At 64.9% G+C, this 18,660-nt stretch carries 19 protein-coding genes; 5 read left to right on the top strand and 14 right to left on the bottom strand.

What is annotated here, in order from left to right; translation table 11 throughout:
- Positions 1-82 precede the first annotated feature (82 nt).
- Both nifD and nifH read right to left on the bottom strand, forming a co-directional pair.
- On the bottom strand, positions 83-1,585 hold the full coding sequence (gene nifD, locus ACQR0Z_RS08640; RefSeq protein ID WP_012045819.1) for a nitrogenase molybdenum-iron protein alpha chain: 1,503 nt from the start codon (positions 1,583-1,585) through the stop codon (positions 83-85).
- A gap of 76 nt (positions 1,586-1,661) precedes the next feature.
- Entirely contained in the window at positions 1,662-2,549 is an 888-nt protein-coding gene (nifH, locus tag ACQR0Z_RS08635; protein ID WP_006609655.1) for a nitrogenase iron protein, read from the bottom strand.
- A gap of 450 nt (positions 2,550-2,999) precedes the next feature.
- On the opposite strand from nifH, the gene ACQR0Z_RS08630 reads away from it, so the two are divergent.
- Together ACQR0Z_RS08630 and ACQR0Z_RS08625 are read left to right on the top strand one after the other, a co-directional pair.
- Entirely contained in the window at positions 3,000-3,392 is a 393-nt protein-coding gene (locus ACQR0Z_RS08630) for a response regulator (RefSeq protein WP_434876481.1), read from the top strand.
- Between the two features lie 47 nt (positions 3,393-3,439).
- Positions 3,440-3,898, top strand: coding sequence for a SufE family protein (locus tag ACQR0Z_RS08625; RefSeq protein ID WP_434918345.1), 459 nt, complete (start codon positions 3,440-3,442; stop codon positions 3,896-3,898).
- A 278-nt stretch (positions 3,899-4,176) separates the two neighbouring features.
- Here ACQR0Z_RS08625 and ACQR0Z_RS08620 read toward each other — a convergent pair whose 3' ends face one another.
- From ACQR0Z_RS08620 to ACQR0Z_RS08590, 7 genes are all read right to left on the bottom strand, one after another.
- On the bottom strand, positions 4,177-5,418 hold the full coding sequence (locus ACQR0Z_RS08620) for a cysteine desulfurase (RefSeq protein ID WP_434918344.1): 1,242 nt from the start codon (positions 5,416-5,418) through the stop codon (positions 4,177-4,179).
- Between the two features lie 3 nt (positions 5,419-5,421).
- The gene (sufD, locus tag ACQR0Z_RS08615; RefSeq protein ID WP_434918343.1) at positions 5,422-6,747 is read right to left on the bottom strand and encodes a Fe-S cluster assembly protein SufD; all 1,326 of its coding nucleotides are present in this window, start codon (positions 6,745-6,747) and stop codon (positions 5,422-5,424) included.
- A 15-nt stretch (positions 6,748-6,762) separates the two neighbouring features.
- The gene (gene sufC / locus ACQR0Z_RS08610; protein WP_434918342.1) at positions 6,763-7,524 is read right to left on the bottom strand and encodes a Fe-S cluster assembly ATPase SufC; all 762 of its coding nucleotides are present in this window, start codon (positions 7,522-7,524) and stop codon (positions 6,763-6,765) included.
- Positions 7,525-7,562: 38 nt separating this feature from the next.
- Positions 7,563-9,080: a Fe-S cluster assembly protein SufB gene (gene sufB / locus ACQR0Z_RS08605; RefSeq protein ID WP_434918341.1), complete on the bottom strand. Its 1,518-nt coding sequence runs from the start codon at positions 9,078-9,080 to the stop codon at positions 7,563-7,565.
- Positions 9,081-9,118: 38 nt separating this feature from the next.
- Entirely contained in the window at positions 9,119-9,313 is a 195-nt protein-coding gene (locus ACQR0Z_RS08600) for a 4Fe-4S dicluster domain-containing protein (protein WP_006609648.1), read from the bottom strand.
- 585 nt (positions 9,314-9,898) lie between these two features.
- Complete coding sequence (gene nifA, locus ACQR0Z_RS08595) at positions 9,899-11,638, bottom strand: nif-specific transcriptional activator NifA (RefSeq protein ID WP_434918340.1); 1,740 nt, start codon at positions 11,636-11,638, stop codon at positions 9,899-9,901.
- 425 nt (positions 11,639-12,063) lie between these two features.
- The gene (locus ACQR0Z_RS08590) at positions 12,064-12,936 is read right to left on the bottom strand and encodes an SDR family NAD(P)-dependent oxidoreductase (RefSeq protein WP_434918339.1); all 873 of its coding nucleotides are present in this window, start codon (positions 12,934-12,936) and stop codon (positions 12,064-12,066) included.
- 350 nt (positions 12,937-13,286) lie between these two features.
- Here ACQR0Z_RS08590 and ACQR0Z_RS08585 point away from each other — a divergent pair, with 350 nt between their 5' ends.
- Both ACQR0Z_RS08585 and ACQR0Z_RS08580 read left to right on the top strand, forming a co-directional pair.
- Positions 13,287-14,120, top strand: a complete 834-nt coding sequence (locus ACQR0Z_RS08585) for a xanthine dehydrogenase (protein ID WP_434861478.1) — start codon at positions 13,287-13,289, stop codon at positions 14,118-14,120.
- A gap of 92 nt (positions 14,121-14,212) precedes the next feature.
- Positions 14,213-14,455, top strand: coding sequence for a (2Fe-2S)-binding protein (locus ACQR0Z_RS08580; RefSeq protein WP_434918338.1), 243 nt, complete (start codon positions 14,213-14,215; stop codon positions 14,453-14,455).
- Between the two features lie 236 nt (positions 14,456-14,691).
- On the opposite strand, the gene ACQR0Z_RS08575 is transcribed toward ACQR0Z_RS08580, so the two are convergent.
- Positions 14,692-15,552, bottom strand: a complete 861-nt coding sequence (locus ACQR0Z_RS08575) for an SDR family oxidoreductase (RefSeq protein WP_434918337.1) — start codon at positions 15,550-15,552, stop codon at positions 14,692-14,694.
- A 151-nt stretch (positions 15,553-15,703) separates the two neighbouring features.
- On the opposite strand from ACQR0Z_RS08575, the gene ACQR0Z_RS08570 reads away from it, so the two are divergent.
- Positions 15,704-15,874: a hypothetical protein gene (locus tag ACQR0Z_RS08570; RefSeq protein WP_434861475.1), complete on the top strand. Its 171-nt coding sequence runs from the start codon at positions 15,704-15,706 to the stop codon at positions 15,872-15,874.
- Between the two features lie 380 nt (positions 15,875-16,254).
- Here the strand turns inward: ACQR0Z_RS08570 and ACQR0Z_RS08565 are convergent, their stop codons facing one another.
- The 4 genes from ACQR0Z_RS08565 to ACQR0Z_RS08550 all read right to left on the bottom strand — a co-directional run bounded on the left by ACQR0Z_RS08565 (position 16,255) and on the right by ACQR0Z_RS08550 (position 18,587).
- The gene (locus tag ACQR0Z_RS08565) at positions 16,255-16,410 is read right to left on the bottom strand and encodes a hypothetical protein (protein WP_434876490.1); all 156 of its coding nucleotides are present in this window, start codon (positions 16,408-16,410) and stop codon (positions 16,255-16,257) included.
- Between the two features lie 25 nt (positions 16,411-16,435).
- Positions 16,436-16,624, bottom strand: a complete 189-nt coding sequence (locus tag ACQR0Z_RS08560; RefSeq protein ID WP_434918336.1) for a DUF2934 domain-containing protein — start codon at positions 16,622-16,624, stop codon at positions 16,436-16,438.
- A 133-nt stretch (positions 16,625-16,757) separates the two neighbouring features.
- On the bottom strand, positions 16,758-17,114 hold the full coding sequence (locus tag ACQR0Z_RS08555) for a hypothetical protein (RefSeq protein ID WP_434918335.1): 357 nt from the start codon (positions 17,112-17,114) through the stop codon (positions 16,758-16,760).
- Between the two features lie 105 nt (positions 17,115-17,219).
- Positions 17,220-18,587, bottom strand: a complete 1,368-nt coding sequence (locus ACQR0Z_RS08550; protein WP_434918334.1) for a histidine kinase — start codon at positions 18,585-18,587, stop codon at positions 17,220-17,222.
- Positions 18,588-18,660: the final 73 nt, after the last annotated feature.

Genomic DNA, 18,660 nt, shown 5'->3' with positions numbered 1-18,660 from the left:
CTATGTTCCTGTGTCGATCAGGGAGCGCTGGCTCTCCGCCGAAGGAGAGCCAGGCCGTGGGTGGTGCAGGTTACTTTGCCAGTTACTCGGCCGCCTGGAGCAGCGGCTTGGGGGCCTGCTTCCAGGGAGCCTTGGTCATCTTCCAGACCGGCGAGTTGATCGCCATATCCATGTCGCGGGCGAAGATCGCGAACCCGTCATAGCCATGGTAGGGACCCGAGTAGTCCCAGGAGTGCATCTGGCGGAACGGCACGCCCATCTTCTGGAACACGTACTTTTCCTTGATGCCCGAGCCGACCAGGTCCGGCTGGACCTTCTCGACGAATTTCTCGAACTCGTAGCCGGTCACGTCGTCATAGATCAGCGTGCCGTCCTTGACGTAGTGCTGGGCGGTGCGCTGATAGTCGTCGTTGTGGGCGAACTCGTAACCGGTGCCGACGACCTCCATGCCGAGGTCCTCGTAGGCGCCGATCACGTGGCGCGGACGCAGGCCGCCGACGAACAGCATCACGGTCTTGCCTTCGAGGCGCGGCCGGTACTTGGCGATCACGGCGTCCATCAAGGGCTGGTACTTGGCGATGACGCGCTCGGCACCTTCCTTGATCTTGTCGTCGAAATAGCTGGCGATCTTGCGCAGCGATTCGGCGATCTTGCTCGGCCCGAAGAAGTTGTACTCGCACCACGGAATACCGAACTTCTCTTCCATGTGACGCGAGATGTAGTTCATCGAGCGGTAGCAGTGCAGCACGTTCAGCTTCGCCTTCGGCGTCGCCTCGAGCTCGGCCAGCGAGCCGTCGCCCGACCACTGGGCGATCACCCGCAGGCCCATCTCCTCGAGCAGGATGCGCGAGGACCAGGCGTCGCCGCCGATGTTGTAGTCGCCGATGATCGCGACGTCGTAATCCGACGGCTCGAAGCGCGGCGCGGCGTCGGCTGGCAGCTTGTCGAACACCCAGTCCCGGATCGCGTCGTTGGCGATGTGGTGGCCGAGCGACTGCGACACGCCGCGGAAGCCTTCGCAGCGGACGGGGACGATGGTCTTGCCGTCATACTCCTTGGACTTCGTCTTCGACACCGCTTCGATGTCGTCGCCGATCAGGCCGATCGGGCATTCCGACTGCACGGTGATGCCGTTGTTCAGCGGGAACAGCTCCTGGATCTCGTCCATGATCTTGGCGAGCTTCTTGTCGCCGCCGAACACGATGTCCTTCTCCTGGAAGTCGGAGGTGAACTGCATCGTGACGAAGGTGTCGATGCCGGTCGTGCCGATGTAGTAGTTGCGGCGCGCCGCCCAGGAGTACTGGCCGCAGCCGACCGGGCCGTGGCTGATGTGGATCATGTCCTTGATCGGACCCCAGACCACGCCCTTCGAGCCGGCGTAGGCGCAACCACGGATGGTCATGACACCCGGGATCGACTTGATGTTCGACTTGACGCCGCAGTCCGACTTGCCGGACTCGTGGACGTTCAGATGCTTGGCGCGGCGCTTGGCGGTCTTCTCAGGGTAAACCTTGAGGACCTCGGCGATCAGTTCCTTGTTGCGTGCCTTGATCTCGGCAACGCTTTGTTTCTCGATAACGCTCATCTGGCTTTTTCCTCGATGATCGGTTGCGGAGATCGCCCGGCCCGTCGACGTGACGGGCCGGATGACCGGTGACGCTTTAGGCCGTAGCGGCGAGCTCGGCGGCGGTCTTGCCGATCTGACTCTCGTCGACGGCCTTCATGATGCCGTGCTCCATCAGCATGTCCTCGAGCTCGTCCATCGTGATCGGGGTCGGGATGATGCCCTTGCCGGCATTGCCGTGGATCTTGGTTGCCAGGTTGCGGTAGTGGTTGGCCTGGACCGACTCCGGCGCGTACTCCAGAACGGTCATGCGGCGCAGCTCGGCGTGCTGCACGATGTTGTCGCGCGGCACGAAATAGATCAGCTGCGTGCCGAGCTTCTTGGCGAGGGCCTCAGCCAGCTCCAGCTCCTTGTCGGTCTGGCGCTCGTTGCAGACCAGGCCGCCGAGGCGCACGCCGCCGGAGTTCGCATACTTCAGAATGCCCTTCGAGATGTTGTTGGCGGCATACATCGCCATCATCTCGCCGGACATCACAATGTAGATCTCCTGCGCCTTGTTCTCGCGGATCGGCATCGCGAAGCCGCCGCAGACCACGTCGCCGAGCACGTCGTAGGACACGTAGTCGATGTCCTCGTAGGCGCCGTTCTCTTCCAGGAAGTTGATCGAGGTGATGACGCCGCGGCCGGCGCAGCCGACGCCCGGCTCCGGACCGCCGGACTCGACGCAACGAATGTCGCGATAGCCGACCTTCATGACTTCTTCGATCTCGAGGTCCTCGACGCTGCCGGCGGCAGCGGCCAGGCTCAGGATGGTGTCCTGGGCCTTGGCGTGCAGGATCAGGCGGGTCGAATCCGCCTTGGGGTCGCAGCCGACGATCAGGATCCGATGACCCATCTCGGCGAGTGCCGCCAGAGTGTTCTGCGACGTCGTCGACTTGCCGATGCCGCCCTTGCCGTAGAATGCGATTTGTCGAAGTGATGACATTCTGCTCTCCATCAACCGATTGCCAATGTCCCGCATGCGCCTTGCATGACCAGGACCGCGTCCTCTCTCCAGAACCGGCAGACGGGTTATTGGGAAGGAGAGCATCGCTCGTCCGAAGCGTCGGCGTGCACTCAGCCCTCAACCTTTGCCTGACCAGAGTTTTGCAACGGCTGTGCCAGAGCTTTGGAATCGTTAAAAAGGCCATGTTTTGAAAGAGATGCGGCCAAGCTCGAAGCTAGGATGACCTTGTTGCAAACCCGACATCTGGGTTTTTCACCCGACGCTCCCGCGACGTGCTGTCCGAAACGACACATGTCGTCGCAGGCTCCACGCAGCGCTGCAGCGATCCTCTCTCGCAGCGCATGTATGAAGCCTGCTCAGGCCGGCGGTACGGAGTTTGCTTGATGTAGATCAAACCCGCTTTACGAACGGGCCAGAAGGAGCATTTCGATGTCGAGCAGGACGTGCGTCTTTGTCATTGAATCCGATCAGGTGATCCGCTCGGCGCTCGGCTATATCCTCAGCGAGCGTCACGAGACCTTCACCTTCGCGGAGACCGCGGATGCGCTGAGCAAGGCGGCACGAGCGACACCGGATGCGGTGCTGGTCGGCAGCAGCATCCTGGAGGACGACGGCGCCGAGACCGTCGGCATGCTCGCCCGCAAGCTTCATCAGGCCGGCATCATCGTCGTCGCCGGCTCGACCAAATCGCCGCTGGCGCTGGCGGGCCTTCGCCAGGGCGCGGAGGCGATCATCGCCAAGCCGATCACCTTCGACGGCGTGACCCATGCGGTCGACACGGTGCTGGCGCGCCGCGGCACCGAGCCGAGCCTCGCGACATAGCCGCGCCTCAAGGCGGATCGAGATCAGCAGACGACCAGGAGAGGATCATGTTGAAGATGGTGCAGACGGCAGCTCCCGCGAACCCGGATATCGAGGACATCGTCGAGAATTTTGCCCTGCTCGACGACTGGGACGACCGCTACCGCTACGTCATCGAGCTCGGCCGCGGCCTGACGCCCCTGCCCGACGCCGACCGCAACGACGCCAACAAGGTCCAGGGCTGCACCAGCCAGGTCTGGGTCGCCACCTCCGTGCGCCACGGTGCAGCGCCGGTGCTGGACTTCGTCGGTGATAGCGACGCCCACATCGTCCGCGGCCTGGTCGCGATCCTCCTGGCGATGGTCTCCGGCCGCACCGCGCCCGAGATCCTCGCCGCCGATCCAATCGCGCTGTTCGAGAAGCTCGGCCTGCGCGAGCATCTGACCCCGCAGCGCTCCAACGGCTTCCGCTCGATGGTGAACCGGATCAAGGCCGATGCGCAGGCCGCGATGGCCGCGGCGGCGTAGGTTGAATTAGCTGATGAGCTTGTTTGATTGAGCCCGTCTAGCGCGTCATACTCGGTGCACCCTCTCCCCTTGTGGGAGAGGGTGGTGCGCATGAGCGCAGCGAAGGCGCGCCGGGTGAGGGGTTCTCTCGGCATACTCAGACGGTCGTGACTCGCGGAGACGACCCCTCACCCGAGTGAGTCTGGAGCTGATGGCGGCGTTGCCCTCTCCCACAAGGGGAGAGGGCGCAGCAATTGGCACCGCTTTATCGCAATACTAGCGACCGGAATCTCAGTCTCTTACGAGAAAAACTCCTGCGCCTTCTTCAGCGCGCGCACCAGAACATCGACCTCTTCCCGCGTGTTGTACATCGCGAATGACGCCCGGCAGGTTGCCGACACGCCGAAGCGCTCCAGCAGAGGCATGGCGCAGTGGGTGCCGGCGCGCACCGCGACGCCGGAGCGGTCGATGACGGTGGCGAAGTCGTGGGCGTGGGCGCCCTGCATCTCGAACGAGACGATGGCGCCCTTGTCGGCGGCGTTGCCGATGATGCGCAGCGAGTTGATCTCGCGCAGCTGCTCGGTGGCGTAGACCACGAGATCATGCTCATGCGCGGCGATGCGCTGCTTGCCGATCGAGGAGACGTAGTCGATGGCCGCACCGAGACCCGCCGCCTCGACAATCGGCGGCGTGCCGGCCTCGAAGCGGTGCGGCGGGTCGCCATAGGTGACCCAGTCGCGTGACACCTCGCGGATCATCTCGCCGCCGCCGTTGAACGGCGGCATCGAGGCCAGGAGCTCGCGCTTTCCATACAGCGCGCCGATTCCGGTCGGGCCGTAGATCTTGTGCCCGGTGATGCAGTAGAAATCCGCATCGATATCCCGGACGTCGACCTCCATGTGCACCGCGGCCTGCGAGCCGTCGACAAGCACCGGAATGCCGCGGTCATGCGCGATGCGGATGACCTCCTTCACGGGCACGACCGTGCCGAGCACGTTCGACATCTGCGTCATCGCCACCATCTTGGTGCGCGGGGTCAGCAGCTTTTCGAATTCGTCGAGCAGGAAGTTGCCGTCGTCGTCCACGGGGGCCCATTTGATAACCGCGCCCTGGCGCTCCCGGAGGAAATGCCACGGAATGATGTTGGCGTGGTGCTCCATGATCGAGAGCACGATCTCGTCGCCTGGCCCGATGCGCTCGCGGCCGAAGGTCTGGGCCACCAGGTTCACCGCCTCAGTGGCGCCCCGGGTGAAGATGATCTGCTCGGGGCTCTCGGCGTTGAGGAAGGTCGCCACCTTGCTGCGGGCGCCCTCATAGGCCTCGGTGGCGGCATTGGCGAGATAATGCAGTCCGCGATGCACGTTGGCGTATTCGGACGTATAGACCTGGTTCATCCGGTCCAGCACGGCCTGCGGCTTCTGCGCCGAGGCGGCGTTGTCGAGATAGACCAGCGGCTTGCCGTGGACCTGCATGCCGAGAATGGGAAAATCCGCCCGGATGCGGCTCACATCGTAGCCGCTCCCGTTCACCGCTGCATGCATCGTCTACTCCCGTCGTCCGAGCCAGCCCAGCAGCGCCCCGGTCAGCGCGTCGCGCACGCTCTCGTTGGCCGCGCCCTCGATGATCTCGCCGATGAAGGCCTGGATCAGCAGCGCCTTGGCTTCCGCCGGCGGAATGCCGCGGGCCATCAGATAGAACAGCAACTCATCGTCGATCGCACCCGTCGTGGTGCCGTGGCCGCACTGCACGTCGTCGGCGAAGATCTCGAGCTCCGGCTTGGAGTCGGCCTCGGCCTCGTCAGACAGCAGCAGCGCCCGCGACATCATCTTGGCGTCGGTCTTCTGCGCGCCGGGGGCGACCGTGATCTTGCCCTGGAACACCGCGCGGGCGGTGTCGCCGACTACAGCCTTGAAGGTCTCGCGGCTCTGGCCGTTCTCGGCGGCATGCTCGATCGACAGCGTGGTGTCGGCGTGCTGCGTGCCCGACAGCAGCGAACCGCCGCGGATGTCGGCGACGGTGCCCTCGCCCGCCAAGCGGACGAACAGCTGGTTACGGACCAGACTGCCGCCGGCGACGAAGCCGAGCTGATTGAAGGTCGCGCGCGCGCCGATATTGGCCAGCAGCGAGCCGATGTGCAGCGCGCTGCCGCCCTCGCTGACGACCTTGACGTGGTCGATGCGCGCCTCGTCGCCGACGACGAGCTGCATCGCGGTGTTGACCTGGTACTCGCTGCCATCGGGCCCCTGATGCGACTCGACGATGGTCGCGCTGGCGCCGGCGCCGATATTGACCAGCGAGCGGGTGAACATCGAGGTCGCGACCCAATTGGTCGTGACGAAGGCAACGTGGATCGGCCGGCTCAGCGCGGTGCCCGGCGCGACCAGGATCACGACACCATTGGCGGCGAGCGCCGTGTTGAGCGCCAGCGCCGGATCATCGTCCGGCACGATCGCGCCGAGGCGCTGCGACAGCAGCGGTTTGTCGGCGGCCAGCGCATCGGCCATCGGCTGGATGGTCAGACCGGGCTCGAGCCCGGCGAGGTCGGACAGCTCCGGCACGAAGGCGCCGTCGACGATGACGAGCTTGCGGAAGCCGGCGCCGGCAAACAGATCCTTTGCCTCCCGCGCCTTGGCCTTGGCGGCATCGTCCGGAAGCGAAGCAAGCCGCTTGGCCTCCTTCATCTGCGTGCGCAGATCGGTGTAGCGCCAGGCCTCGACGCGCCGGTGCGGCAGGCCGACCGCGGTGAAGCGGTCGAAGGCGGCGGCACGCACCGCCGTGATCTCCTCGCCCCCCGGCAGATAGCGGCGGGCGCCCTGGTACAGATCGGCCAGCCCGAGCTCGGCCTTGGTCTTGCGGATCGCGACGCCCATGCTCGTGCCCCGCCCTTATGCCGCTTCGCTCTGGTACTGCGCGTAGCCGGTCGCCTCGAGCTCACGCGCGAGATCCGCACCACCGGTGCGGACGATGCGGCCGGCCGCGAACACATGGACGATGTCCGGCACGATGTAGTCGAGCAGTCGCTGATAATGCGTGATCACGATCATGCCGCGCTCGGCCGAGCGCAGCGCGTTGACGCCGTTGGCGACGACCTTGAGCGCGTCGATGTCGAGGCCCGAGTCCGTCTCGTCGAGCACGCAGAGCGAGGGCTGCAGCAGCGCCATCTGCAGGGTCTCGTTGCGCTTCTTCTCGCCGCCGGAGAAGCCGACATTGAGCGGCCGCTTCAGCATCTCGGAGTCGATGTTCAGGGTCTTGGCGATCTCGCGCACGCGCTTGATCAGGTCGGGCGAGGACAGCTCCTCCTCGCCGCGCGCCTTGCGCTGGGCGTTGAAGGCAGCACGCAGGAAGGTCAAGGTCGCGACGCCCGGGATCTCCAGCGGATATTGGAACGCCAGGAACACGCCCTTGGCGGCGCGCTCGTCGGCCGACATCGCCAGCAGGTCCTCGCCGTTCAGATAGACCTCGCCGGCGGTGATCTCATAGCCGGGCTTGCCGGCGAGCACGTAGGACAAGGTCGACTTGCCGGCGCCGTTCGGGCCCATGATGGCGTGGATCTCGCCCTTGTTCACGGTGAGGTCCAGGCCCTGGATGATCTTGCGACCACCGCAGATCTCGGCATGGAGCCCCTTGATTTCGAGCAAGGCCGTCATCGAACACTCCTCATCTGTTGTCGCCGCGCGCGACGTCCTTATCCGACTGAACCTTCGAGGCTGATCGAGATCAGCTTCTGCGCCTCGACCGCGAACTCCATCGGCAGCTGCTGCAGCACGTCCTTGACGAAGCCGTTGACGACGAGCCCGACCGCCTCTTCCTGCGAGAGGCCGCGCTGGATGCAGTAGAACAGCACGTCCTCGGAGATCTTCGAGGTCGTGGCCTCGTGCTCGAACACCGCCGACGAGTTCTTCGCCTCGATGTAGGGCACGGTGTGCGCGCCGCATTTGTCGCCGATCAAGAGCGAGTCGCAGGCGGTGAAGTTGCGCGCGCCGGACGCCTTGCGGTGGGCACTGACCAGGCCGCGATAGGTGTTCTGCGACTTGCCGGCGGCGATGCCCTTGGAGATGATCCGGCTCGACGTGTTCTTGCCGAGATGGATCATCTTGGTGCCGCTATCGACCTGCTGGAAGCCGTTGGAGATCGCGATCGAGTAGAACTCGCCGCTGGAATTGTCGCCGCGCAGGATGCAGCTCGGATATTTCCAGGTGATCGCCGATCCCGTCTCGACCTGCGTCCAGGAGATCTTCGAATTCGCGCCACGGCAGTCGCCGCGCTTGGTGACGAAATTGTAGATGCCGCCGACGCCTTCCGAATTTCCGGGATACCAGTTCTGCACCGTCGAATACTTGATCTCTGCGTCATCCAGCGCGACCAGCTCGACGACGGCGGCATGCAGCTGGTTCTCGTCGCGCTGCGGCGCCGTGCAACCTTCCAGGTAGGAGACGTAGGCGCCCTTGTCGGCGATGATCAGCGTGCGCTCGAACTGGCCGGTGTTGCGCTCGTTGATGCGGAAATAAGTCGACAGCTCCATCGGGCAGCGTACACCCGGCGGGATGTAGACGAACGAGCCGTCGGAGAACACCGCCGAATTGAGCGTGGCGAAATAATTGTCGGTGGTCGGCACGACCGTGCCGAGATATTTCTGCACCAGGTCCGGATGCTCGCGCAGCGCCTCAGAGATCGGCATGAAGATCACGCCGGCCTTCTTCAGCTCCTCCTTGAAGGTGGTTGCCACCGAGACCGAGTCGAACACGGCGTCCACCGCGATCTTGGTGCGCGGCGCGGCCGCCTCGCCATCCTCGGATTCCGCGGCCGCGGTGGGACGCTCGACGCCTTCGAGGATCTCGACCTCGCGCAGGGGAATGCCGAGCTTCTCATAGGTCTTGAGAATCTCGGGATCGATCTCGTCGAGCGAGGCAACCTTCTTCTTCGGCTTCGGCGCCGAATAGTAATAGAGATCCTGATAGTCGATCTTGGGGTAGCCGACGCGCGCCCAGGTCGGCTCCGTCATGGTCAGCCAGCGGCGATACGCCTCCAGCCGCCATTCCAGCATCCAGACCGGCTCGTTCTTCTTGGCCGAGATGAAGCGGATGGTGTCTTCCGACAGCCCCTTCGGAGCCTTCTCGGATTCGATCTGCGTCTCGAACCCGTAACGATATTGATCAACGTCAATGCCCTTGACGCGATCAATGGTCTCCTGAACCGCTGCCATCTCTCACTCCGCTTCCAAGGCTCAACAAGGCGCCCGCGTCAGGCGGGCACGCAGGTGTCCGGCACCGGACAGACGGCAGCGCATTGCGGCGCGTCGAAGTGGCCTTCGCACTCCGTGCACTTCTTCGGATCGATGATGTACATGTCGTTCTTGAGCCGGATGGCCGCATTCGGACATTCGAACTCACAGGCTCCGCAGACCGTGCATTGTGAGGCGATGATCTTGTAGGTCATGTGCCGCTCCCCGCGCTTCGGCGACATCGGGCGATGTCATTCGGGCATCATCTTTCAAGCCCCGTGCCAGAGCGCATTTGGTTGATTTCTAAGGAGGATTCTAAACATCGCCGCGTCGGCCAGCTGTCGCTCTCCCGACAGCATGTCGCAAGTGCGACAGGAGCGGCTGATGGACGTGCGCTCGGTTGGAGTCGAGCTATTCGCCGCACGACCGGTGAGCTCCCCTCCCCCTTGCGGGGAGGGGTCGGGGGTGGGGGTCTCCGGGCGCAGATGTTCGTGAGTCGGATGGGCCGCTGTGCGGACGTTCGACGATGACTGTGCGATCAATCGGCGTTGGATTCCGTCAAAGACGAGCGGTTTTTCCGACAAAGAGGTCAGCGCGCATCACGCGCAGTGTGCCCGTGGACCCCCACCCCCGACCCCTGCCCGCAAGGGGGAGGGGAGTCTACCGTCGCCCGGGGAATAGTTGGGGCTCTCATGACGACAGCAGTGATCGAACCGAGAAAGCCTGACGACTTGAGCATGGCCTCAAGCAAAAAAGGGCGCGCATCCGCGCGCCCTTTCATCCGTCCAGAATCAATCCACTCAGAACCGCTTGACCTCGATGTTGTACTTCTTCAGCGCGTAGCCGATCTGCCGCGGCGTGAGCCCCAACAGCCGCGCGGCCTTGGCCTGGACCCAGCCGGAGCGCTCCATCGCCTGGACGATGCGGTCGCGCTCGGGGACGGCGCCGCCGTCCATGGCCTCTGAGTATTCACCATCGTCCGCCTCAGCCGCCGGCAGATCGACGGGCGTCTCGATCGGCGCCGAGGTGCGCGGCAGGATCGGCAGCGGCACCATCGGCTGGCCGCGCGGCGGCGGCGGGGTCACGGTGTTGCCCTTCCACAGGATCGCCGACATGCATTCGTTGCGGCTGCAGGCGAAGTCGTGCTGGCCGATCGCCGATCCCGCGGCCAAGGTCGCGGTCCGCTGCACGCAGTTCTCCAGCTCGCGCACATTGCCGGGGAAGCCGCAATGCATCAGCACCTCGATGGCGCTGACGTCGAAGGTGAGATCGCGCTCGTTCTCGCAATTGAAGCGACGCAGGAATTCGCGCGCCAGCTGCGGGATATCGGTACGCCGGTCGCGCAGCGGCGGCAGTTTGATCGGCACGACGCTGATCCGATAGTACAGGTCGGCGCGAAACTCGTTGCGCGCCACCGCCTCTTCCAGATTGCGGTTGGTCGCGGTGACGATGCGCACATCGACCTTGATGGTCTGGTTGCCGCCGACCCGCTCGAACTCCTGCTCCTGCAGCACGCGCAGGAGCTTGGCCTGGAACGCCGGCGAAATCTCGCCGATCTCGTCGAGGAACAAGGTGCCCTTGTCGGCGAGTTCGAAGCGGCCTTTGCGCGCATTAATCGCGCCGGTGAAGGCGCCCTTCTCGTGGCCGAACAGCTCGGACTCCAGCACCGTCTCCGGCAGCGCCGCGCAGTTGATCTTGATGAACGGCCGCTTGGCGCGGTTCGACAGTTCGTGAATGGCCTTCGCCACAAGCTCCTTGCCGGTGCCGGATTCGCCGCGCAGCAGCACCGGCGCATTCGATTTGGCGACGACGTTGATCTTGTCGAGCAGAGCGCGCAGCGCCGGGCTGTCGCCGACGATGCCGTCGACCAGCACCTTCTTGCCCTTGGCCGGCGCAGGCTTCAGCTCCAGCAGCTCCTTCTGCAACCGGTGGCTTTCCGCCATCAGCCGCTCGCGGTCGCGCGCGACGACGCGGTGCAGCTTGATGGTCTGGCCGATCAGGTTCGCCACCATGGTCAGGAAGCGGACATCGGAGTCGAGCCGGAAAATGGCGCGGCCATCCCAGACGCGGTCGATCGTCAACGTTCCGACGACGCGCTGATCGATGCGGATGGGAACGCCGAGAAACGACACCCGTGTGCCGGCGTCGGCCCCGAGCGTCGCCGCATCTGCGGCGCTGAACGCGGGATGATCCGACACGTTCTCCGCGATCAGCGGCACGGCAGTGGCGACGATCTGATCGATCGCCTTCTGCGGCAGGCGCTCGCGATAACGCTGGTCGCTGCCTTCGCTCCATCCGGCGCCGACGGCAAGATCGGGAATGCCGTCATCGGCGAGCAGCGACACCACTCCATGGCGCATCTGCATGAAGGACTGCAGCAGGTTGACGACGTTGGCGAGGGTGATTTCCAGCCGCGTCGGCGCGGCCAGGATTTTCGATATTTCGAAAATTCCGGTCAGCGCGATCTCGCTGAGCGGTATCGGGGCAGCATTGGACCTGACGTCCTGAGCTTCGACCTGACGTGTTTCCGTTTGGACCATGGTCGCTTCTCTGATGGTCACGGACGCTCTCTACGAGATCGCCCGCGATTGTAGGCGTTCTAACATCCTCCCTTAACTGCAGATGATTGTCGTGCCTAACTTTGCTGCATTGCCGCAGAAGTAGTGTGCAACCAAAAGAACAGAAAAGCTGCAGAACTTCATGATCTTAACAAATTAGTTTGCAGCCGGCGCGACGCGCGCATTGCACGGGCTGCGCGTGGATTGACGTTGCGTCCGGCTGACAAATCCGTTGTGTTTCCGACACCTAATAAACGCGCAACGGCCTGCTTGTTGCGAAGACATCGCAAGCATCCGAACTGTTCACAAAGTTTCCAGTCACCGCATGGCACTCGCTTCGCTTGATTGCCAACAAAGTCGGCCATCTCAGGAGACGGCGTCAAAACGCCGCTGGGCGGTCGGTCAACCTAGAGATGCTGTCCGCCATTGATCTGAATCTCCTCGCCCGTCACGTAGCTCGCCGCGTCCGAGCAGAGGAAGAACAGCACCTTGGCCACCTCCTCCGGCGCGCCGATCCGGCGCATCGGAATCAGCGGCGAGAACCGCGCCTCGGTCTCGGGCGACACCATTTCGGTCTTGATCTCGCCGGGCGCGATGGCGTTGACGCGAATGCCATGCGGGGCGAAGTCGTGCGCCATCTCGCGGGTGAGACACGCCAGCGCCGCCTTGGACGTCGCATAGGCCGTGCCGGCAAAGGGATGCACGCGGGTGCCGACGATCGACGTCACGTTGACGACCGCACCCTGCCCGCGCTTCAGTTCCTCGAACAGGCCGCGCGCCAACAGGATCGGTCCGAGGAAGTTGACGTGGAAGACCGTCATCCAGGTCTCGACCGAGGTCGCCAGCGAATCCAAGCGGCCGCCGTCCTCGGCTTTCGGCGAGATCGCGGCATTGTTGATCAGCGCATGCAGCGGCGCGCCGTCGAGCCGCGCCTTGATGTCGGCAATCGCACGCGGGATCGCCTTGCGATCGCTGAGATCGACCTGAACATGATTGTCGGGCCCGGCATCCCAGGGGCAACGGCCGCCATCGAACGGGTGCCGCGAGCAGGTGATGATGCGCCAGCCGGCGTCGGAAAACAGCTTGGCCGTCGCGTGGCCGATGCCGCGCGAACCACCGGTCAACACCAGCGTCTTCTGCTCGCTCCGCGCCAGTCGCTCGGCCGCCGCCATGTCTCGATGAGCCATGTCCCGGTGAAACGGGCACGAAGCGATGTCAGCGGTATCCTCGGCCGCGTTTACCGCGGGCTCGCGAACGTCCTGGTCGAGGTCGAGGCTCACCGCATTCGTCCTGATCCTGCACCGCGCGTCCCTGAAACCCGCGCGGTATCGTCATGCGGCGGTTGTGCAGATTCCGGGCCAGCGAAATCCACGCGCACGCCCGCGATTCCTTGTCGGGTTCGCGACAGATTGGCGGATTCGGGACATGGCCGGCGTCAGCTTTCCGCCGCGCCAAGCCCGGGACCTTCAGAACCGCCGCCAGAAGCAAGACGTTCAAACGGCGATCATTTTTCGCCAGACCCGGCGCTGGTCCAACTCTTGCTGACCGATCGTCTCATTCGAACTGGAAGATGGCTTTCCACTCTCGCGACGGAGAGCCACGTGACGCCGAACGCCAAATGGACCGGGACATGGGGACGACTGCAGTGCGCTTCGCCGTGGTCCTCGGGACCAACGACGTCGCGTCCGCGATCGCCGTGCACCTGCATCGCGCTGGCTTCTGCGTGGTGCTGTCGCACGACCCCAATCCGCCGGTCATGCGGCGCAAGATGGCATTTCACGACGCGCTGTTCGGCGACTGCGTCCGTGTCGAAAACGTGATCGGCGAGCGCATCGACAGCACGATGGACGTGTTCAAGGCGCTCGGCGATCCTCGCCATGTCCTGGTCACCGCCCTCGGCCTCATCGATCTGCTGCCGGTCCGCGCCATCGACGTGCTGATCGACGCCCGGATGCAGGCGCATGAAGTGACGCCGAACCTGCGCGGCATGACGCGGCTGTCGATCGGCATCGGTCCCGGCTTCTCGCCGTCGGCCAATTGCGACGTCGCGATCGAGACCCGGCCGGACCGGCTCGGCCAGATCGTGGTGGACGGCTGGACCTTGGCGAAGGACGACGTCGGCGAGCTCGGCGGCGTCGGCGCCGAGCGGCTGGTGCTGTCGCCGCACGAAGGCCGCTGGCATACGCCGGTCGAGATCGGCACGCGCATCTACAAGGGTTTTGTCGTCGGCCATCTCTCCGGCGAGCCGGTCACGGCGCCCACCGACGGCATCCTGCGCGGCGTGGTCCGCGACGGCAGCGACGTGCCGGCGGGTGTCGCGCTGGCCGAGATCGATCCACGTGGCCGCCATGCGCAATGGACCGGCATCGATGCGCAGGGCCAGGCGCTGGCCCAGGCGACGCTGGCCGCGATCCGGCTGCATGCCGCCGATCGCATCCGCGCCAGCGCAGCCGGCTCACGCTGATCCCCGCTTTCGAACGATTCTGATTAGGCCGCGTCGCGAGCGTCCGCCTTGGCATTGCCGTTGCTTATCGTTGGCAGGAGCGAGCAACAGCCATGATCATTTGTTCCTGCAACGTCATCAGCGACACGGCCATTCGCGACATCGTCACGACGGCCGACATCACCTTCGGCTCACCGGCGCAAGTGTATGATTGTCTTGGCTGCTCGGTTCAGTGCGGGCTCTGTTCGCGCTCGGTGAAGCGGATTCTGGACGAACGGACGGGAGAGACGGCGAGCGCGGCCGTCTGGCCGGTGCAGACCGAGACCACACCCTGCGCGCTGATGTCGGCAGCGTGAGCGGTCATCGCGCCCGACATGTCGGATCGCGTGCTGTCGGATGTCGGACAAAGCCGACACGGGCACCGAGACTGCAGAGCTTCGGGATAGTGGCGATATACACCCGCATCACCCCGCCCGTCATTCCGGGGAAAGGCCGCAGGCCTTGAACCCGGACTCTCGAGGTTGTCTTGCGACCCTTCACAATCTCCAGATTCCGGGTTCGGTGTGTTGATGCAGTCCGACGATACCGATCCTCAAATGAACGGCTTCCCGCCCGTCACCGCCACCGTCGTCCCCGACGTGTAGCTCGACAACGGGTCCGCCAGCATCACATAAGCGGTGGCGAGCTCCGCGGGCTGCCCGGCGCGCTTCATCGGCACCTGCTGGCCAAAGTTCTTCACCCGCTCTTCCGACATCGTCGAGGGGATCAGCGGCGTCCAGATCGGGCCGGGCGCCACCGCATTGGCGCGGATACCTTTCTCCGCCAGCATCTGCGCCAGCCCGCCGGTGAAATTCTGGATCGCGCCCTTGGTGGTGGCGTAGGCGAGCAGGCTCGGATTGGGCATGTCGGAGTTCACTGACGCCGTATTGATGATGGCGCTGCCCGGCTTCATGTGCGGCACCGCGGCCTTGGTGAGATAGAACATCGCATGGATGTTGGTGCGGAAGGTCATTTCCCACTCCTCATCCGAGATGTCGCCGATGTCGCTGAAGGTCGCCTGGTGCGCGGCGTTGTTGACGAGGATGTCGATGCCGCCGAGCTCGTCAACGGCGCGCTGGATGATCGCCCGGCAATGCCAGGGGTCCTGGATGTCGCCGGGCATCAACAGCGCTGTTCGTCCCTCCTTCTCGATCAGCTGCTGCACCTCGCGGGCGTCGTCTTGCTCATCGAGATAGGCGATCAGGATATCGGCGCCCTCGCGCGCATAGGCGATCGCCACCGCGCGCCCGATGCCGCTGTCGCCGCCGGTGATGACGGCCTTCTTGCCGGTCAGCCTGCCCGACCCCTTGTAGCTGGTCTCGCCATGATCGGGCCTCGGCCGCATCTTGGCCGTCGTGCCCGGCATGGCCTGCTGCTGCGGCGGAAACGGCGGCTTGGGGTATTGGTCGGACATCGGTGATCTCCTGGGTTTGATCCAGCATCAATCGCAGCGCCGAAGCCGCGTTCCTGCGCAGGGCACCGCCGCGGCGGTCAGTTCGTTGTAAGGAACGTCATCACCTTCGCCCGCATTGCTCTCTCATGAGGCGACGAGGAAGGAGCGAGCCATGGCGAATGATCTTCCCATCAACGGACGCGAACCCAGCCGCTCCGAGGACGACATCCAGCGCGATCAGCTCGGCCCGCGCGGCGTACCCGGCGGAGAGGATCCGGCAAAGATGACGCCGCAACGGGAGAAGAAGACGCCGGATGATGTTGATCCCGGGCACACGGCATGACGGCGCTGATGCGAGCTGGGTGAAGAGATTGAGGTCTACCACTCTCACCACCCGTGCCGCTGCCCCTCACCCCGACCCTCTCCCCGTGAAGAACAGGGAGAGGGAGCGCAGCGCCGCTGGCGCTAATACAAGAGCTCACAATGAACACGCGGATCGATTGCCACCATTACTGCAGCCATGCTGCAGATACGGTCAAGCAGACGAACTGACGGCTGATAGTTCTGTAATTTTCACAGATGTGCAGATGTGAAGCGAGCTCTCGCCCCGCATGCGGTGCGCCCCCTCTCCCCGTTCTTACGGGGAGAGGGTTGGGGTGAGGGGCAGCCACACGGGAGGTCTCAACGATTCCCACCGGCCGCCTCTCGCCGCCGATACTCACCTCAATGGGTGTTGCTCTCGCCCCACTGCTCCAGATCCTTCGCCGCTTCAGAGCGCTGCTCCTTCTCGGGCTTCTCGGCCCAGGGCTTGTCCGTCTGCTTCAGCGAGCCCCAATCGCTTTCCTTGCGGGGATCGTCCTTCGGTGTTTCCTTGCTCATCAGTCCATCCTTCTCGTTCGACCGGTCAGGTCGGCAGCATGGTCGGCGGGGGCGCCGTGGCCTGGTCGTGCAGCTCCTGCATGTCGCGGACCTCCTGCTCGGCCTGATACCAGAACTCATGCTCGCGACCGTCCGGACGCCCGGACTGCTCCCACAATCGATGGGCGCGTTCGCGAATCCTGTCTTGCAGACTTATGTCGCCGCTCTGTTCCATGATGCTCCTCGCGAGACGGCCGTCGTGGCCTGACCGACGGGGCAATCATCGGGACAAACTGATGTTCCAAAGGCAGACGCCGCCGCGGACGATCGGCCGCAGCGCAGCCCGCCGCATGACCACCCGGTCCGCGTCAGCTCAGGTTGCCGGGCATGAAGCAGCGGATCGAGGTGCCGAGCGAGCCTTTGATGGGCCACACCATCGTGCGCCCGGCGCGGTTCGGCTCCGTGATCACGGCATCGTCGGGCACGACGATCCATTCGCCGTCGAGCCGCACACGGTAGTGCGTGCCCTGCAGATCCCAGTCCGGATCCGATACGGCCAATCCATCCGCATCCGAACAGCACGGGCCGCGGCCGCTCCTCAGGCCGTCGAACCAATCTTTGAGCGGCGAGTTGGCGTAGCGACCGTCGTCGCGCGCAGCGGCATGGTCGGCGCACAGCGCGGCCGCCAGGGCGGCGCCGCTCAGCGCAAGCAAGGTTCTGATCATCTGGTCACCGCAAGCTACCGGCGCGTGCTCCAGACTGCGGCCCGCGCGGATTCACCGAGACGACCGATGAATGCGCTCCGAGGTTGAATGTTCCTCGCGGTGAACTCACGCGGCGTCGGCGGGCACCATGGCATCGGTCGGCACCAGCGCCTCGATGGTGACCCCCGAAGCGGTCGAGGCCACCGTCAAGGTACCGCCGAGCGCCAGCAGCCGCTCGCGCATGCCGGTCAGACCGAAGCCGAGCTTGTGCTCGGCCTTCAGCCCGCGGCCATCATCGCGGACGCACACCCGCGTGTAGAGGCGGCGCTGTCCTCCGGCCGTCTGCTGCAGCGGCTCGATGACCACATCGACCGCGGTCGCCTCGGCGTGGCGGAACACGTTGGTCAGCGCCTCCTGCACCACGCGATAAATCGTCAGCTCCGCGGTCTCGTTGCTGCGCACGCCCGTCTCGGCGAAGCGCGTGGCGATCGCCACCTCAGGGCGCGACTCCCGCCACAGCCGCACCAGCGCGCCGAGCGCCTCGCGCAGGCCGAGTTCGGCGAGGCCGACCGGACGCAGCCGCTCCAGGATGCGGCGATTGAACTGCTGCACGGCGTTGACCTGGTCGAGGATCGCCTGGCCGTGCCGGCGCATCGCCGCGACGTCGAGCGCCGCGGCTTCAGGCAGCCGCATCAAGGCGCTGGCATGGGCGCGCAATGCGAACAGATGCGGTCCGAACTCGTCATGCAGCTCGCGCGCGATCTCCTTGCGTTCGAGATCCTGCAGCGACACGGTGCGCTCGGCGAGCCGCCGCTTCTCCTCCACCGCCTCGCCGAGCGCGCCGGCGAGATGATTGAGCTTGGCGCAGAGCGCGGCAAGCTCGGGCGCGCCGCCCGGCTTGACGCGGGCGTCATACGCGCCGTCCTCGATCCGGCTCATGGCCTCTGACAGATCGCCGAGCGGCGCCAGCGCGCGACCGACCACCAGCGTCGTGATGCCGAACAGCGCAAGACCGACGAGCGAGCCGACGATGAGCTGGGTGACGATGCCGTCCCAGATCTCGGCGATCTCGTCGTCAGGATGCGAGGTGATGACCAGCGTCTCGGCACGGCCTGCGACGATCACGGGCATGATGACGGACGTCTTGTCGGGATGCACCAGCGCGATGAACCAGGCCGGCGCCGCCCGCGCGCCCTCACCCGATGGCGGCCGGGGGTGTGCCGCCGCAGACGTCCTGCTCACGCTGACATGGCGCAGCTGCTCGAGCTCCCCGACGATCCGGTTCAGCCGGGCATCCGGATCCGGTGCCTCATTGACCTCGTCCATGATGGTCTCGAGGAAGGCGCGGGTCAGGCGGATGACGCTCTGATCCTCGGCGAGCACCCGTGGCGCGGCCTCTAGCACCAGGCGGCCGATGTTGATGGCAAGCCCCAGCATCAGCACCAGCGCGAGCAGCACGTTGATGCGCCTGCGCAACGACCAATTCTGCCACATTCTCTCCGCCTCAATGCCACCGTGTTCCTGCGCACTCACATTGACAGACAAATGCGCCGGCGATCTAATTGCA

The organism is Bradyrhizobium sp. HKCCYLS3077 (assembly GCF_051167555.1).
GTDB lineage: Bacteria > Pseudomonadota > Alphaproteobacteria > Rhizobiales > Xanthobacteraceae > Bradyrhizobium.
The sequence above is the reverse complement of the archived record's forward strand: the minus strand, read 5'-3'. Positions and strand labels throughout refer to the sequence as shown.